This is a genomic window from Ciceribacter azotifigens (assembly GCF_048159625.1).
Taxonomy (GTDB): domain Bacteria; phylum Pseudomonadota; class Alphaproteobacteria; order Rhizobiales; family Rhizobiaceae; genus Allorhizobium; species Allorhizobium azotifigens.
Map to the genome: position 1 here is coordinate 75,366 of NZ_JBLQTA010000015.1, position 16,436 is coordinate 91,801.

General features: G+C 64.4%; 11 protein-coding genes. 5 read left to right on the forward strand and 6 right to left on the reverse strand.

Annotation, left to right across the window (positions count from 1 at the left end):
- Positions 1 to 7: 7 nt before the first annotated feature.
- From ACM6UT_RS18595 to ACM6UT_RS18610, 4 genes are all read right to left on the reverse strand, one after another.
- Positions 8 to 304: a DUF3175 domain-containing protein gene (locus ACM6UT_RS18595; protein ID WP_416798839.1), complete on the reverse strand. Its 297-nt coding sequence runs from the start codon at positions 302 to 304 to the stop codon at positions 8 to 10.
- A gap of 149 nt (positions 305 to 453) precedes the next feature.
- Positions 454 to 2,988 (reverse strand): methyl-accepting chemotaxis protein, encoded by a 2,535-nt coding sequence (locus ACM6UT_RS18600; protein WP_416798840.1) that lies wholly within the window; start codon positions 2,986 to 2,988, stop codon positions 454 to 456.
- 179 nt (positions 2,989 to 3,167) lie between these two features.
- Positions 3,168 to 3,911, reverse strand: a complete 744-nt coding sequence (locus ACM6UT_RS18605) for a response regulator (protein ID WP_416798841.1) — start codon at positions 3,909 to 3,911, stop codon at positions 3,168 to 3,170.
- Complete coding sequence (locus tag ACM6UT_RS18610; RefSeq protein WP_416798842.1) at positions 3,908 to 5,131, reverse strand: GAF domain-containing sensor histidine kinase; 1,224 nt, start codon at positions 5,129 to 5,131, stop codon at positions 3,908 to 3,910. Before ACM6UT_RS18610 ends, ACM6UT_RS18605 begins: the two co-directional genes overlap by 4 nt.
- 271 nt (positions 5,132 to 5,402) lie before the next feature.
- On the opposite strand from ACM6UT_RS18610, the gene ACM6UT_RS18615 reads away from it, so the two are divergent.
- From ACM6UT_RS18615 to ACM6UT_RS18635, 5 genes are all read left to right on the forward strand, one after another.
- A complete protein-coding gene (locus ACM6UT_RS18615; protein WP_416798843.1) occupies positions 5,403 to 6,419 on the forward strand; it encodes an ABC transporter substrate-binding protein in 1,017 nt (338 codons plus the stop codon).
- A 105-nt stretch (positions 6,420 to 6,524) separates the two neighbouring features.
- The gene (locus tag ACM6UT_RS18620; protein ID WP_416798844.1) at positions 6,525 to 7,973 is read left to right on the forward strand and encodes a sugar ABC transporter ATP-binding protein; all 1,449 of its coding nucleotides are present in this window, start codon (positions 6,525 to 6,527) and stop codon (positions 7,971 to 7,973) included.
- Entirely contained in the window at positions 7,970 to 8,914 is a 945-nt protein-coding gene (locus ACM6UT_RS18625; RefSeq protein WP_416798845.1) for an ABC transporter permease, read from the forward strand. The genes ACM6UT_RS18620 and ACM6UT_RS18625 overlap by 4 nt, the downstream gene beginning before the upstream one ends.
- The gene (locus ACM6UT_RS18630; RefSeq protein ID WP_416798846.1) at positions 8,911 to 9,861 is read left to right on the forward strand and encodes an ABC transporter permease; all 951 of its coding nucleotides are present in this window, start codon (positions 8,911 to 8,913) and stop codon (positions 9,859 to 9,861) included. Before ACM6UT_RS18625 ends, ACM6UT_RS18630 begins: the two co-directional genes overlap by 4 nt.
- A gap of 41 nt (positions 9,862 to 9,902) precedes the next feature.
- Positions 9,903 to 10,823, forward strand: coding sequence for an SMP-30/gluconolactonase/LRE family protein (locus tag ACM6UT_RS18635; protein WP_416798847.1), 921 nt, complete (start codon positions 9,903 to 9,905; stop codon positions 10,821 to 10,823).
- Here the strand turns inward: ACM6UT_RS18635 and ACM6UT_RS18640 are convergent, their stop codons facing one another.
- Together ACM6UT_RS18640 and ACM6UT_RS18645 are read right to left on the reverse strand one after the other, a co-directional pair.
- A complete protein-coding gene (locus ACM6UT_RS18640) occupies positions 10,824 to 12,782 on the reverse strand; it encodes a CHASE2 domain-containing protein (RefSeq protein WP_416798848.1) in 1,959 nt (652 codons plus the stop codon). It abuts the gene before it with no gap.
- Entirely contained in the window at positions 12,782 to 16,372 is a 3,591-nt protein-coding gene (locus tag ACM6UT_RS18645) for a FecR domain-containing protein (protein WP_416798849.1), read from the reverse strand. Before ACM6UT_RS18645 ends, ACM6UT_RS18640 begins: the two co-directional genes overlap by 1 nt.
- Between the last annotated feature and the right edge of the window lie 64 nt (positions 16,373 to 16,436).

Consider the following 16,436-nt stretch of genomic DNA (forward strand, 5'->3'; position numbering starts at 1 on the left):
TGCGGACCTAACGGCGCGGACGCCCGTAAAGCTCCCGTAGCTCGTTTTTGGCCGCCTCCAGCACCGCTTTTCGCTCCTCGGGCAGGTTTCTGCCCGCCCGGTTCAGATAGAACGTCAGCATCGACATCGCCGACCGGAACGGGCTGCTCTTGCGTCGCGAGGACGCCTCGGCGGAACCCTTCAGCGATTTCGCCACCGCCTTCGGATCATCCTTCAGGAAGACGTCCTCTTCCAGATCGAGCGCATTGCTGTGCTCCGTCACATCCTGGGACCATCGCTTGCGCTTCCGCTCGTCGCCGGCCATCGCCTGCCCTCCGCGGCTCGTCGTCTCGACTCCGGTCGAAGTCTATCACGAATCTAGCGCATGGTCCGCCCATCAAGCCTGTTCGTAAACGCGAAGAGCCGCCGGGGTGACCGGCGGCTCGAAGGGCGGAAGGCGACGGTCGCCGACGGTTATGCGGCGTAGGCACCCCGTTCGGTGCGGCCGTTGCCTTCCGGTAGCCGGAACTGGCTGACGAGATGCATGAGCGCGTCCGCCTCGCCGGCGAGCTGGCGCGTCGCAGCATTGGTCTCCTCGACCATGGCGGCGTTGCGCTGGGTCATCTGATCCATGGCGTTGACGGAAGAATTGACCTCCGCCAGCGCGTTCGACTGGTCGCGACTGGCCATGGCGATCATCGCAACGCGTTCGGAGACGGTGATGATGTTCGCCGAGATCTCGGAGAGCACCACACCCGTCTGCTGCACCAGCTTGGCGCCGGAGGAAACCTCGGTGCCCGACTTGTGGATCAAGTCCTTGATCTGCTGGGCCGCACCCGCCGAACGCTGCGCGAGCTCGCGCACTTCCTGTGCGACCACCGCAAAGCCCTTGCCGGCCTCGCCGGCGCGCGCCGCCTCGATACCAGCGTTGAGCGCGAGCAGGTTGGTCTGGAAGGCAATCTCGTCGATGACGTCGATGATCTGCACGATCTGGCCCGACGCGTCCTCGATCCGGCCCATCGCTGCGATGGCGTTGGCGACGACGACAGAGGAGGTGTCGGCACGGCTCTTGGTGTCGGCGACGATCACGTTGGCTTCCTCGGCCTGCTCGGCGGACGACTTGACGGTGACGGTGATCTCTTCGACGGAGGCGGCGGTTTCCTCGAGCGAGGCCGCCTGCTGTTCTGTCCGCTTGGCGAGATTGTCGGCGGCAGAACTCATCTCGGCCGCGTTGCGCTGAATCATGTAGGTGTTCGAGCGCACCTGCGTCATCGTTTCCTGCAGGCGTTGCAGCGACTGGTTGAAGTCGTTGCGAAGCTGCTCCAGGCGGCCGTGGAACGGCGTGTTGATGGTCTCGGAAATATCGCCCTGCGCAAGGCGGCCGAGACCCGCGGCGAGTGCCGCGACGGCGAACTCGATCTGGCGGTCGATCTGCTGCTTTTCGAGGTCGTTGCGGCGGCGCTCCTCCTCCGCCTCGGCGCGTTCGGCTTCGCTGCGGTGTTCGATCTCCATCTTCGAGAGCGCGTTCTGCTTGAAGACGCCGAGCGCACGCGCCATCTCGCCGATCTCGTCGACACGGCTTTCGCCGGTGATCTTGGTGTCGAGCACACCGTCGGCCAGCCGGCGCATCGCCGCGGTGATCTGGCCGATCGGGCCCTTGAAGGTGAGCACAAGGCCGATGCCGGCGAAGACGGAGATGATGATGCCGAGGGCGGTCGCGCTGATCGAGATCGAATTGGCCTCGCGACGATCGTTGCCGGCACTCTGCTTCTGCACCTCGGCGAAGGATGTCAGTTGTCCCCAGATGACCCCGAGGTCGGCCGCGGCTTCATCGAAGCGGGCCTTGCGCTCCTGGCTGACCTTGACGAGGTCGGCGCTCGCCTTCTCCATGGTACCGACGGCCGGCACGAGATCCTTCTCGAGTTCGGCGTAGAAGGGCAGATCCGACGCCGTTTCCTTGAGCTTGCCCATATCCTTGTGCATGGAAGCGAATTCCTGCTCCAGGCGCTTGCGGTTCTCTTCCGTCGGCGCGAGCAGGAAGCGGGCCATCATGATCTGGATCGAATAGCCCGACGTCATCAGCTGCCGGCCATCGTTGAGCACGGCCGTCGCCTTTTCGAGCGGCGCGTCGAGCTCACCGAACTTGATGGTCGCGTCCTTCATCTTCTGCTGCGCGGCAAGGCCGAGATAGGCGTTGAGCTGGGTGAAGTTGCGGACCTTACCCGCCATGTCGGTCACGGCGGCTTCCGACTTGTCGTTTGCAGCCAACGCCGCTTCGAGATCGCCGATGAGTTTCTCGATGGTTTTTGCGGCGGACTTGTTGGCGTCCGGTAGGGACATCGCGAGGACAGGCAACCGCTTCGTCATCTCCGGCAGGGCGTCGGCGATCACCTTGAACTTTTCATCCGGGGTCGCCGCCTTGCCGAAAGTTCGACCGGTGTCGACGAGGAGTGTGCCCATGCCGCGGATGTGTTCGGCCTCGCGCAGCATGTTCTTGGCGGCGGTGTCGTCGTCCTGAACGGCGCGCTGGACCATCTTGAGCGATTCGGTGATGTCGACCTGGGAGTCGACGACGACACTGACGCCCTTCTGGAGCGTCTTGACGAGACCTGCTTCCGTCTCATGCAGCGACCAGAGATCGTCGATCCGGGTAACGACCTTGTCGACCAGGCCGGAAGCATTTTCGAGTTCTGCGCGCCCGTCGGCATTCTCGCCGAGCTGGGCGAGCGTCGTCTGGAGCACGTCCTGTTGTTCCTTCAGCCGGCCCTTGACGTCGTCACGGCCCTGCTCGGTGGTGTGGGCCAGGAACTCGTTCATCGCGGCTGACACGTCGCGGAAGCCGCTCAAGGACTGAAGCACGCTGTTCGATATCTCGATTCGGCTCTGCAGCAGGCCCGAGGCCCAGAGCCCCGTGAAGCCGACAGCAGAAATGCTGATGACGAAGGGCAGAATGAAGATCAGCACCTTCGTCTGGATATTGAAACGTGAAAGAACTCGGTCAATGAACACCTGCAATCCTCCTCCAGAGTCCCCGTCCGGCAAATATCGTCACATGCGGCACCGGCAATGCTGCACGGATAACTGGTGGAGACTAGGCGAAAGATCGCTAACACCCGCTTAAGACGACGGTACTTCTTCCCTCTTCCGTCACGCCTATCACGCCCCCGGCGCGAATGTGGCAAACGCCCTCAGTTCTCGGGATGCGCCTTGCCGGCCCGCTTCAGCCAGCCCGACAGTTCGGCCTCCGCCCTTTCGAGCGCCGCGTGATTGAGGAGCTTGCGCAGGAAGGCGACCGTCACCGCCCTCGCCCGGAGGTTGAACCATGCCTCCCCGTGCGTCTCCACGGCGGGCTGGTAGACGCCGAGTTTCTCGTAAAGGCTCTGCAGGCGGTTTTGCACGCTTCTGAGCGACAGATGGCGCCTTGAGGCGATCGCCCTGTCGGTGAGCCCGAGCGCGATGTCGACGAGGATCTCGTATTCGGAATCGGTGAATCCACGCGCGGCGCCGAGGCTGCGCTGTTGCAGGCCGCGGATTTCGCGATCGATCATGCACTGGCTCTCGACGAAGATTGCCCGCAGCGCGAGGCGCAGCCGCTCGTCGGAGGCCGATTTCAGGATATAGCCGTAAGCAGCTCCGTCGGGCACGATACGGGCGATTCCCCGGACGTTGGCCTCGTCGGCATAGTTCGACCAGAAGAGGATGCTGGTGTCCGGCCGCTCGTGCCAGATCGTCCGTGCCGCCTCGATGCCGTTTTTCGGGCTCATCTGCAGGTCCATGACGATCCGGTCGAACCGGTGCTCACGTGCTAGCTTCTCGGCCGCAACACCGTCCTCCGCCTCCATGACGAGGTCGCATTCGGGCAACGCCGCGTGAACCGTCTCGTTCAGATAGCTGCGGTGCAGGGGATCATCCTCGACGATCAGTACCTTCATGTCCTCTCCCCTTCTCCGGGCGCGGCTAACCTCACCCGCACATAAGAGCCGTTGGCGTCGCTCCCGCAGGAGAATTGCGCTGCAATCAGGCGCGCCCGCGTGCGCATGTTTTCGATGCCGCTGCCGCGGGCGCCTGATTTCTGCTTCATGCCGACGCCGTTGTCGCGAATTTCGAGGACGAGATGATGCGCATCCTTGGTGAGATGCACGTCCAGCCGGTCGCCGTCGGAGTGCCGGATGGCGTTGTTGATCGCCTCCTGCGCGATGCGGAAGATCGCCAGCGATACCGTCTGTGGCAGACGGTTGCAGGCCCCGTCTGTGTCGTCGACCAGATGCCAGTCGAACGTCACGCCGCTGTCGCGGACCGATCGCTCGATTTGGGTTTCGATCGCCTCGACGAGCCCGAAGAGCTGCAGAACGGAGGGGCGCGCCTGCTCGATGATCTGGCGCAGGTCATGCATGGATTCCTGCAGGCTGCGCGTCAGCGGCTCCAGCATCTCCCCGTGGAGACTCGACATCAGGCTCAACTTTTCGAGGCGGCGCGACAGCCGCGTCATGTCTGCAAGTGTCTGGTCATGCAGTTCCATGCCGATGCGCTGCCGCTCGGCATCGAGCGCCTCGGTCAGGCGGCGCGCGCCTTGCCGCAGCGCCTCTTCCCGGACCCGCGTCTCCGCCTCCACGATTGCCGAGTGTTTCGCCTCTTCGACGGCGCGCAGGGCATAGAAATAGGGAGCGATGAGGTCGGCGATGGAACAGGCGCGGTCCAGGTGGTGCGCGGTGTAGAAATCGGGAGTAAGGCTTGAGAACGAGAGCGCCCCGATGGTCTCGCCGTGTACCTTCAGCGCGGCGTGCAGCCGGCTCCGCAGGTTGTTTTCGAGGATAGGCGTCGAGAACGCACCTTCGAAATGGAAGATCGGGTCGGTGCTGGCGTCGGCAGTGATCAGCCGGTCCACCTCACCGACGAGCAGGCTCCTGAGCGGGCTCTGCTGGATGCTGGCCGGAGGCCGCTTGCTCCAGTCGGTCGCAAGCCCGCTTTCGTAAGCCGTGTGGAATGTGCTGCCAGGCGTGATGATGCAGACATCCATGTGGTCATGCGGGATCATCGACTTGATTTCCTTGGCGACCGCGTCTATCGCCGACTGGAAGTCGAGCTGACCGGCCAGAAGCCGAGCAATGCGCATGTACTGCGCGAAAAGGTCTGCCGATAGCTCGTCCGGCATCATTTCCTCCCGCAGGCATCTCCTGCGATGCCGGCCTGCCGCCAAGGCACGTAGCATAGCGCAATCGCCGGCAGCAATGTCTTGCGGGTTCCCGCAAACGATCTGCGGTTTCCCGCAACGGCTTTGCTTATAGCCGTCTATACAGTTTTTGCCATTTCCTGCATCCTCTTTTTTGCCGAGGCCGTTCCTCGGCGTGAGATAAGCCCGGGAGATAGCCGTAGAGGACCCGTCTCGGGGATAGCCGCCGAAGGGCGTTTAGGGAGAGAGAAAAATGAAATTCAGATCGATGCTGATGGCGTCCGTCGCCGTCCTTTGTGTTGCCGTGCCGATGACTGCACAGGCGGACACGTCGTCGAAAAAGATCGCCTTGTCGAACAACTATGCGGGCAACTCCTGGCGCCAGGCGATGCTGACGAGCTGGGACAAGGTCACCAAGGAAGCGGTGAAGGCCGGCGTCGTGGCCGCAGCCGATCCGTTCACGACGGCCGAAAACCAGGCGACCGAACAGGCTGCTCAGATTCAGAACATGATCCTGCAGGGCTATGACGCGATCGTTCTCAACGCTGCGTCCCCGACCGCTCTCAACGGCGCCGTCAAGGAAGCCTGCGATGCAGGCATCACCGTCGTATCCTTCGACGGCATCGTCACCGAACCCTGCGCATGGCGCATCGCCGTCGACTTCAAGGAAATGGGCCGCAGCCAGATCGAATATCTGTCCAAGAAGCTCCCGAATGGCGGTAACCTGCTCGAAATCCGCGGCCTCGCCGGCGTCTTCGTCGACGACGAAATCTCGGCGGGCATCCACGCGGGCGTCGAACAGTATCCGCAGTTCAAGATCGTCGGCTCCGTCCATGGCGACTGGGCCCAGGACGTCGCACAGCGTGCCGTCGCCGGCGTCCTGCCGAGCCTGCCGGAGATCTCCGCCGTCGTGACCCAGGGCGGTGACGGCTACGGTGCAGCCCAGGCCTTCGAAGCCGCCAAGCGTCCGACCCCCGTGATCGTCATGGGCAACCGCGAAGACGAGCTGCAGTGGTGGAAGAAGCAGAAGGATGCGAACGGCTACGAGACCATGTCCGTCTCCATCGCTCCCGGTGTTTCCACGCTCGCCTTCTGGGTCGCACAGCAGATCCTCGACGGCAAGGAAGTGAAGAAGGACCTCGTCGTGCCGATCCTGCGCATCGACCAGGACACGCTTGAGAAGAACCTCGAGACGACCCAGAAGGGCGGCGTTGCCAACGTCGAGTACACGCTCGAGGATGCACAGGCCGTGATTGCAGCCGCCAAGTAAGGCTGACATTACGACCTGAGCCCGTGCGCTCCCGACATCAGCCCCTCGATGTCGTATGGAGCGCCGGGCTCTCTTCTATCTGTTTCAAGGACGGTACGCGCGCACATGCCCGGAACCAATACGGTTGTTTCAGTTCAAGGCGTAAGGGTCGAATTCGGCGCCGTGAAGGCGCTGAACGGTGTCGATCTCGAGGTCGGAGCCGGAGAAGCGATCGGACTTGTCGGCCATAACGGAGCCGGCAAGTCGACCATCGTTAACGTCATCAACGGCGTCCTGACGCCACACCAGGGCTCGATTTCCTACGCCGGAGCGGCCGCAAGCGGGATTTCCGCGGCACGCGCTGCCGGCGTGCGCTGCGTCTTCCAGGAACTGTCGCTCTGCCCCAACCTGACGGTCGCGGAAAACACCCGCCTGATGCATGCGGGCCTCCGGGGTGCCGGCTGGCGCACCAGGGCCGCACGACTGATCCGCAAGAAGCTTGACGAGATTTTCCCCGGCAACCGGATCGACGCCTCCGCCCAGGTGGGAGACCTTTCGATCGCCGAACGCCAGATGGTGGAGATCGCCATCAATTTCCTGACCGTCACCGAAAAGCCCAAGCTGGTGATCCTCGACGAACCGACCTCCTCGCTCGACGCGGGCCTGGCGGAGCAACTGCTCGCCTATGTCCGCCGCTTCGTTTCCGAGGGCGGTTCGGTTCTCTTCATTTCGCACATTCTCGGTGAAATCCTCTCGACCGCCGACCGCATCGTCGTGATGAAGGACGGCAAAGTGGTTGCGTCGCGCCCGGCCGACGGCTTCTCGGTGCGCAGCCTCGTCGAAACGATGGGCAGCGTCGTCAAGGATCGCAACAAGACGGAAGGCCGCGTCGCGAGCACCGCTCCGACCGTCCTCGAACTGCCGGCGCGTGGCGTCAGCACCATCGACTTCCGTGCGCGCAAGGGCGAGATCATCGGGCTTGCCGGCCTTGCCGGACACGGCCAGACCGAAACACTGCTCGAACTCTTCGCCCGCAACTGCAGCAACTGGCTACCGACGCGGAAGACTTCTGTCGCCTTCGTCGCCGGCGACCGCCCGTTGAACGGCACATTCCCGCTCTGGAGCATCCTGCGCAACCTCACCATCGGCCACCTGAGGGCGCTGGCGCGGCTCGGCACCGTCGATACCCGACGCGAAGACGCTGTCGGGGCCGACTGGAAGGAACGCATCGCCATCAAGACCCCAGATCTCGCCAACCCGATCCTGTCACTCTCCGGCGGCAACCAGCAGAAGGTGCTCTTTGCCCGCGCACTGTCCGGCGACGCGGAGACCGTTCTCATGGACGATCCGATGCGCGGTGTCGACATTGGCACGAAACAGGAAGTCTACAGCATCCTCCGCAGCGAAGCCGCCGCTGGCCGGACTTTTATTTGGTATTCCACCGAGATGGACGAAATTTGCCTCTGCGACCGCGTCTACGTCTTCCGTGACGGCGCCATCGTCGCCGAACTCGTAGGCGACGCGATAACCGAGGACCACGTGCTGGCCGCCTCTTTCTCGGGAGAAGCTGCATGAAGGGCCCCTCCGCCAATACCATCCGCCTTCTGATTCCGGTGGTTTCCCTCCTCGTGCTGCTTGCCGCGGTCTTCTACCTGCAGCCGCGGGCAATGAGCTATACCGGCCTCAATCTCCTCTTCAATCTCGCGGTGCCGATTGCGCTCGCGACGATCGCCCAGATGATTATCATCGCGGTCAACGATCTCGACCTCTCGATTGGGACGTTCGTCAGCTTTGCCGCCTGCGTGACTGCGGCATATATGCCGGACACGCCCCTTCTCGCCGTCGGGATGCTCGCCGGCGCCGTCGCGGTTTACGCGCTTCTGGGTTTCGTCATCACGTTGCGGGATCTTCCCTCGATCGTCGTGACACTCGGCATGAGCTTCGTCTGGAGCGGTCTCGCCGTCCTCATCCTGCCGGCCCCCGGCGGCCAAGCGCCGGTATGGCTGCGAACCGTGATGACCGCAAAGCCGCCGCTAGTTCCGATGGCGATCGTCGCCAGCATCGTGATCGCGGCACTCGCCCATTTCATCGTGGCACGCACCACCTTCGGTGTGCTGATCCGCGGCGTCGGCGGCAACAGCCGCTCGGTCGCCCGTGCCGGCTGGTCAGTGCTTCGGATGAAGGCCGCCGCCTATGCGCTCGCCGGCGTCTTCGCGGTCCTCTCCGGCATGGCCTTGGTCGGGCTGACCACCTCCGCCGATGCGAACATCGCGCTACGCTACACTCTACTGTCGATCGCTGGCGTCATCCTCGGCGGCGGCGAGTTCGTCGGCGGGCGCGTCTCCGCCGTCGGCGCGGTGGTCGGGGCGCTGACGCTCACGCTCGCCGGGTCCTTCCTGTCGTTCCTGCGCATTTCACCCGACTGGCAGATCGGCGCCCAGGGCGCGATCCTGATCGTCGTGCTGGCCCTGCGTCTCCTGTTCAACCGCAGCCAACAGAAGGGCAAGGCACAATGAACCGCGCCTCGATGTTCTTGTCGAAACCCTGGATCTGGTCCTTCGCCGCGGCGATGGCTACCTGGATAGTCACACTTCTGTTCACCGGGGGCGCGAGCTTCGTGGGGCTCTCCCAGGCGACGCTCACCTTTGCGGCCTTCTCCGTCATCGTCGGCCTCGGCCAGATGCTGGTCATCACCCTCGGCCCCGGTAATGTCGATCTCTCTGTTCCCGCGACGATCACGCTCTCCGGCACAGTCGCGCTCAAGCTGATGGACGGCCAGGACGCGATGATCCTGTCAGGCTTGCTGATCGCGGTGGCGATCGGGCTTGCGATCGGCGTCCTGAACTACGGGCTTATCAAGCTACTGCGCATCCCCCCGATCATCGCCACGCTTTCGATGAGCTTCATCGTGCAGTCGGCGGCAATCTGGTACAATCGCGGCCTGCGCATCAAGCCGCCCGAGGCGCTCGCAAACTTCGCGACGGCGACCACCTTCAGCATCCCGAATGTAGCGATCGTCGCGCTCGTGCTGTCGCTCGCCGTCTGGTGGGCGCTCGAAAAGGCCGTCTACGGCCGCTGGATCTCCGCGATCGGCCAGAGCCCCTTCGCCGCCCGCATGGCCGGCATCCCGGTCGACGGCACCCGCTTCGCCACCTACGTGCTCTGCGCCGTGCTGGCGTCCGTCTGCGGCTACCTGCTTGCGAGCTTTTCCGGCGGCGCAGCGCTCAACATGGGCGCCGAATATCTCCTGATGTCGATCGCCGTCGTCGTCATCGGCGGCTCGGCAGTGGCCGGCGGCAATTCGAACGTCCCGGGCATCTGGGGCGCCTCGCTCTTCATGTTCCTCGTCGTCTCGATGCTCAACACCTACGGCTTCGGGGCCGGCATCCGCCTGATCCTGACCGGCGTCATCATCATTGCCGTGATCCTTGCGGCCAGCCGGCCGACCGGACGGGCCCGATGAACACCCATGACTTTTCAAAAACAAGGAATGCCTGCAAAGCGATGGTGAAGATGGTCGATCGCGTCTATGAAATCCACGATCCGCGCTTCTGCAATCTCATCGTGCAGAGTGCGGAACTCGAGGAACTCTATACCGGCTGCCGCTGGGCCGAAGGCCCCGTCTGGTTCGCCGATATGAACTGCCTGCTCTTCAGCGACATCCCGAACCAGCGGATGCTGCGCTACATACCGGGCGAAGGCGTGTCGATCTACCGGGAGCCGTCGAACTTCGTCAACGGCAACACCCGCGACCGGCAGGGCCGCCTCGTCTCCTGTGAGCACGCCGGCCGGCGGGTGATCCGCACCGAAGTCGACGGCAGCATCACGGTGCTTGCCGACCGTTTCGAAGGCAGGCGGCTCAATTCCCCCAACGACGTCGTCGTCAAGTCCGATGGCAGCGTCTGGTTCACCGACCCGACCTACGGCATTCTCTCCGACTACGAGGGCTACCACGCGGAACCGGAACAGCCGAGCCGCAACGTCTACCGCCTCGATCCGGAAACCGGAACGCTTTCGATGGTCGCCGACGATTTCGGCCAGCCGAACGGCCTGGCCTTCTCCCCGGACGAGAAGCTGCTCTACGTCGCAGACTCGGCGGCGAGCCATGACGAGACGGCACCGCGCCACATCCGCGTCTTCGACGTGGTCGACGGCACGCGGCTCGAAAGCGGTCGCGTCTTCTGCACGCTCGATTGCGGCCTGCCCGACGGTTTCCGGCTCGATCTCGCCGGAAACCTCTGGACCAGCGCCGGCGACGGCGTGCACTGCTTCGCCCCCGACGGCACCCTGCTCGGAAAGATCCTGGTGCCGCAGACGGTTGCGAACCTCACCTTCGGTGGCCCGCGCCGCAACCGACTCTTCATAACGGCCACGAAGTCGCTCTACGCCGTCTATCTCACGACGACGGGCGCGCAGTATCCGTAATCAGCCCCCGGCCGCGGCACGCTGGCGGTAATAGTCGGCGAGCACAGGAATTTCGCCTGAAAGCCTGTCGGCGAGCCCGCGGCAGGTGTCGATGTCGCCCGCATAGAAGGCGGCGACGAAGGCGCGGTGCAGGCCCGCAGCGTCGCCCGGTATGCCGCCGAAGACGGTCGAGACCGCCGTTCCGACCGTCCTGCCCTTCACCGTCACGCGGTCGAGCTCGAAGAGCGGGAACTCGTCCGCGACGAGCGCCGCGGTGTTTTCCCCGATCAAGAGCGGGACGCCGAACAGTTTCGACGCGCCTTCGAGGCGCGAGGCGAGGTTCACGGCATCACCGAGCGCCGAATAGTCGAAGCGCCGGGTGGACCCCATGTTGCCGACGACGCATTCCCCGGTGTTGACACCGATGCCGATCCGCAACGGCGTGAACGGTTCGTCCCTCGCCTCCGCCTCGGCATGCAGTTCGTCGTTCAGGCGGTCGATCGCCTCCAGCATCCCGAGCGCCGCCGAGACGGCGTGCTGCGCATGGAGAGCATCGTCGAGCGGCGCATTCCAGAACGCCATGATGCAGTCGCCGATATACTTGTCGATGGTCCCGCCATGGGCGAGCACCACCTCCGAGAGCGGCGTGAGCAAGCGGTTGATGAGCTGGGTCAGCTGCTCGGGGTCGTCCTTCATGCCTTCGGCGATGGTGGTGAAGCCGCGAACGTCACAGAAGAGGATTGAAAGGACGCGCTTCTCGCCGCCGAGCTTCAGGTGTGAGGGATCCTGTGCCAGGCGCTCGACGAGGTCCGGCGAGAGATACTGCCCGAAGGCCCGCGTAATCTCCCGGCGGCCGCGCCGCTCAGCGGCATAGTCGAAGGTTGATTGCCCGGCCGTAATCAGGATGAAGGCCAGCGACGGCGCGATCGGCGAGATAAAGACCCGCCCGAAGTGCAAAACGAGATAGCTGCCCGCCACCATGACGACGGCGACGGCCAGCCCGCCGATCGCCGTCGGCCAGCCGGTGCCGCGCCAAGTGAGAACAACGGCAGAGGCCACCGCGCAAAAAAGAAACAGAAGACCGGCTTCCAGCGACGCCGCGGCGATGCCGAAGCCCTTGCGCAGGTTGTCAAAGACCGCCGCATGGATTTCCGCCCCGGCCACCAGGCTTCCGGTATACATCGTATAGGGAGTTGAAAACGCGTCCGCACCGCCGCCCGCCACCGTCGGAGCGTTCTGGAGACTGAGGCCGACGATCACCACGCGATTGCGGAAGGTGTCCGGCGGCAGGAAATGCTCGGGATCGAGCGCCTGGTAGTAGGAGACGGTCGGGTAGGTCCGCGGACCGCCGAAAGTCTGCATGAGCGTCCCGTGCGCCGGCGGATCGACGGCAAAGCCCGCGGCTCGGGCGAGTTCGAGGGCGAAACTGTTGGCGATGTCGGGCAGGCTGCGCACCACACCATCACCGCTGAGGCTGATCGAGGCGATGCCCGGCCGCGCGCCGGCCCCGAGGAAGCGGTCGAGCGGCAGGGTGCGCACGAACTGGTCGGCCTCGGCCGTCGAGATCAGCGTCTCGTCACCCGCCAGCACGACATCGGCTCCTAGCGCCTCGGCAAAGGCCCTGTCTTCCTCCTCAGTCGTCGGTTCGGCGAATATGATATCGAGGCCGACGGTCTTTGCGCCGGCATCGCGGAGAGCCCGGATGAGCTTCGCATGCAGGCTGCGCGGCCACGGCCACTGTGCATTGATCTCGGCGAAGGACGGCTCGTCGATCGCAACGATCACGGGTCCGTCGTCCGGCAACGGAGCGTGCCACAGCGTCGAGAAGAGATCGAAGCCGCGATCGTCGACCAGCGACCATGCGGCAAGCCGGGTGACCCCAATGACGGCCACGAGGACCACGAGCGCCAGCAACACGGAACGCCGGCGCCGGCGCGGCTTCCAGCGATCAGAAGCCCTGGTGAACAGCCGGCCGATCATCAGAAGCGGACTTTCATCGATCCCTTGAAGGTCGGCCCCCAGCCGGGGACGCCGGTCATCACCTCGAAATCCTCGCCGAGCAGGTTATACCCGGCCAGTTCGATCTCCATGTGCTTGCCAAAGGGTTCCCAGATCAGGTTCGCGTCGAGGGTCCAGTAGTCGTCGAGTTCGGCGCCGCTCTCGCTGTCGCGCTTGCCGACGTAATTTGCGGCGAGCGTCGCCTTCACGTTCGCCTCGTTGACCCAGGTGAGCGCCACCTGCCCCGCCCATGCCGGCACAAAGGGCAGCGGTCCGCCGTAGGTCGCAGACGCCGGATCCTCGTCCTCCGAAGACGCATAGGCGGCAGTGGCCGAGAGACCAAACCCTTGGCCAAGCAGCAGGTTGGCCGTCAGGCTGCCGCGGTCGATGCGACCCTCCGATGTCGAGAACGGAAAGGCCGAGAACGGAATTGTAATCTGCACATCCTTGGCGTCCTGATGCTGGAACTCCGCCGCCGTGAAGAAATCCGGCGTCCATTCGGCATCCCAGCGCAGCGCAAGCGTATCGACGTAGCCGCCGAGACCCGTCGAAATCTCGTTCGGCTGCAGGCCGACGACGCCGACCGGCGAAAGCGTCGGCGTGGTCACGTAGAGGCTCTGGCGCAGGAAGCCCGCACGCAGCCAATGCCCCTCGGCCGGCGACCAGGCGACGCCGGCGCGCGGTTCGAGCCGGGTCACGTCTTCTGCCTCCCCGTCAACCAGTGTGCCGAACAGCGCATACTCACTTTTCAGGCTCGGCGTGATTTCGTGCAGCAGATCGACATAGACGCGGCCGTAGCCGGCCCTGTCGTCGGGATCAGCGACCGTAGGAACGCCTCCGATACTGTACTGGCTAGAGGATTCGATCCAGCCGCCCTCGATGCCGTAGCGCCAGGTCAGGTCGTCCTCGCCGACGCTGTGGCTCAGCGCGGCGACGTAGGTGCGCTGCGAGCTCTCAGTCGTGATATCCACCGGGCCGAGTGTCAGTTCGTCCAGGCCATCCGCCTTCACCTCGTTATAGAGCAGGGCCGCGTTGACGACGTTCCGGTAGGCGACGGTATGGCTGATACCGACGCCGGCATTAGTCGTCACCGCCTCGCTCTCGATGTCCACACTTCCCGGCAGGCCGAGATTCGCAGATTCGTCGGAGCGGTTGAAATAGGCGACGACGCGGTCGTCAGGCGTCGGACTCGCCGTCAGATAGCCATTGCCCCGCAGCAGGCGATCCTCCGAGGAGAGATCGAAGCCGATCGGACTGGTTCGCTCGTCGTAGCCCTTTTCCCACTCGGCATTCAGGTAATAGCTGGTCGGGAATGGCAGGTTGGAGTAACCCTGCACTTCCCCTTCGACCGTGTAGCCGGGATCGCCGCCAGCCGTCGTCACGCCACCGCCGAGCGTCGTCTCGACGAAGGGTGACCGCACGATGTTGGCAGTGAGTGAGCTGCCGGCCAGCATGTGCGGATCGAGCAGAAGGCCCTGCAGGAACGACGAGTAGCTGAGGCTGTTCGCACCGTTGGTAGCGACGCTGTTGCCATAGAGATAGCTGTTGGCGAAAGGCGTCACGCTCCCGCGCACCGTCTGGTCGATGTAGCTGCTGCCGGCGAAGGGATCGAACACCACATCGCCGTAATATTCGCCCCAGGCATTGAGCCCCTGCAGGCGGAAGGCGTTGTTGAGGGTCGAGCCGGCATCACGGTTGGCGCTGAGCGATCCGAAATTGCCGCCCCTTTCCCGCGAACGCCGCATGAACTCCTGGGCGTTGCGGATCGCCCCTTCGGAATCGTAGTCATCGATGGCCACGGCCGCCCGGTAGGAAGAAATTACCGGGTCGTTGTCATCGAGGCGGTCGGCGTTGTCGACCGCCTGCTCGGCCGGCACTCTGTCACCCTTCTGGTAGTGTGCGGCAGCAAGGAGCAGCTGCCCTTGCGAATAGGAGGGATTGGAGACCGAAGCGGCGAGCAGGTCATCGATGGCGCGGTCGACCTCGCCCGTCTGCATGTAGTAACGGCCGCGCGCCACCAGTGCCACATCGAAGCTCGGATCCGCCTCGAGCGCTTGGTCGATCGCTGCCTTCGCCTCTTCCACCCGCGACTGGTCGAGATAGAGGATCGCAAGGTTCGCATAGGCGACGGGGTCCTGGGGATCGAGGGCGATCGCCTTCTTGAAGGCCTCCTCCGCAGACTGCGTGTCACCGCGCGCCGACTGGACGTTGCCGATCGCATTCCAGGTCGTTGTCGAGCCGGGAGCGACCCTGATGGCAGCCTGCAAATCCTGAAGGGCGCCGTCGAGATCGCCGTTGATCCCTGCGCGATAGTTGGCACGTCCCTCGAGCGCCGTGGGATCGGCCGGGTCGAGCGACAGCGAACGGCTGAATGCTTCCTCCGCCTGTTCGCGGTCGTTCAGGAGCATCGCAAGCTGTGCCCGGTAGGCCGGCAGGGACGGATCGCCCGGAAAACGCCGTTCGGCAGCCCTGATCGTCGCGATCGCCGCCTTGATGTCCTTGAGGAAACCCTGCGCGTAGGCCTGCAGCAAGGCGCCGTAGGGACCGTTCACCGCCGTCGGCAGCGGTTCGACCCGGTTCGGATCGGCAAGCGATCGGGCGTAATAGCGCCCGTAGACGGCAATATCCCGGCGGCGGGCATCGAGCTTTCCGGCCGCCCGGCCGAATAGCACCGCCGCCTCGTCATAGCGCTTTTCCGCAGCCGCGATCGTCGCCTCGATCAGATCGGCGCGCGCCCTTTGCGCGGGCGTAAGCGACCGTGTGCGCAGGAGCGCAAGTGTCGCCCTGGCCGCTTCTCGACCTTCCAGAGAAAGCTGGGTTTCCGCCAGCACCAAGAGGTCCTCGGCGCTCCGCCCCTCCGCGGGCACGGCGGAAATCCGGTCGATCTCACGGCGCATGTCCGCGATCTGCAGCGGCGAGGCCGGCATGAAGTTGAAGGCGTTGCGCGGCGCCAGATAGAACAGCATCTGCTCGCGGTCGTCGGAATCGACGATCACCACCTTGCGCGGCGCCTGCCCGATGGTGGCCGCCGCCGCCTCGCCTTCAGCGACCTCGACGCTGCCGAAATCGTTGCTGAGCTCGACCAGCCCTTCGAGAACAGTGAGCGAGGTCTTGGATCCCTCGACCGTCATCGTCCAGTCGGTGCCGCGGATCGCCGCGGTGGCCGCGGGCGTCATGATCTTCACGCCGGTCCCGCCGCGCTCGGCGCGCGCCCACATGGTGCCGGCCTCGAGCTCGAGTTCCGCATCGCCGCCGGCGGAAACCTGCCGCACCCTGAGCGAAGAATTGCGTCCGAGGCGGATTTGCGTCCGGTCGGCGAAGAGAATGGCGAGCTGTCCGGTCGCATTCGTGCGCAGCACGTCACCCGGCAGCAGGTCTTGCTTCAGGTCGACGAAACGCCAGTCTGAAACATCGATGAAGCGCACTTCTTCACCGAACTTGCGTGCGATCACCGAAGCAGCGGCCTCCGCTGCACGCGCGACGGGCTCCGCCGCCGCGGGCGAGCAATTCCAGCTCATCCCGACGAGCAGCGCCGCGATCGTCGACTTTGTTTTGAAGGATTCTCCCGCCATGGCCACAGCAGTGTTCAACTCTCGCGGAGGTGTCAAGTATCGCGAGTACAAACACCCTTGCCTT

Bases quoted from the DNA above. Each gene is read 5' to 3' on its own strand.
- ACM6UT_RS18595 (WP_416798839.1), bottom strand. From the start codon at position 304: ATGGCCGGCGACGAGCGGAAGCGCAAGCGATGGTCCCAGGATGTGACG.
- ACM6UT_RS18640 (WP_416798848.1), bottom strand. From the start codon at position 12,782: ATGATCGGCCGGCTGTTCACCAGGGCTTCTGATCGCTGGAAGCCGCGC.
- ACM6UT_RS18610 (WP_416798842.1), bottom strand. From the start codon at position 5,131: ATGCCGGACGAGCTATCGGCAGACCTTTTCGCGCAGTACATGCGCATT.
- ACM6UT_RS18645 (WP_416798849.1), bottom strand. From the start codon at position 16,372: ATGGCGGGAGAATCCTTCAAAACAAAGTCGACGATCGCGGCGCTGCTC.
- ACM6UT_RS18625 (WP_416798845.1), top strand. From the start codon at position 7,970: ATGAAGGGCCCCTCCGCCAATACCATCCGCCTTCTGATTCCGGTGGTT.
- ACM6UT_RS18605 (WP_416798841.1), bottom strand. From the start codon at position 3,911: ATGAAGGTACTGATCGTCGAGGATGATCCCCTGCACCGCAGCTATCTG.
- ACM6UT_RS18620 (WP_416798844.1), top strand. From the start codon at position 6,525: ATGCCCGGAACCAATACGGTTGTTTCAGTTCAAGGCGTAAGGGTCGAA.
- ACM6UT_RS18615 (WP_416798843.1), top strand. From the start codon at position 5,403: ATGAAATTCAGATCGATGCTGATGGCGTCCGTCGCCGTCCTTTGTGTT.
- ACM6UT_RS18635 (WP_416798847.1), top strand. From the start codon at position 9,903: ATGGTGAAGATGGTCGATCGCGTCTATGAAATCCACGATCCGCGCTTC.
- ACM6UT_RS18630 (WP_416798846.1), top strand. From the start codon at position 8,911: ATGAACCGCGCCTCGATGTTCTTGTCGAAACCCTGGATCTGGTCCTTC.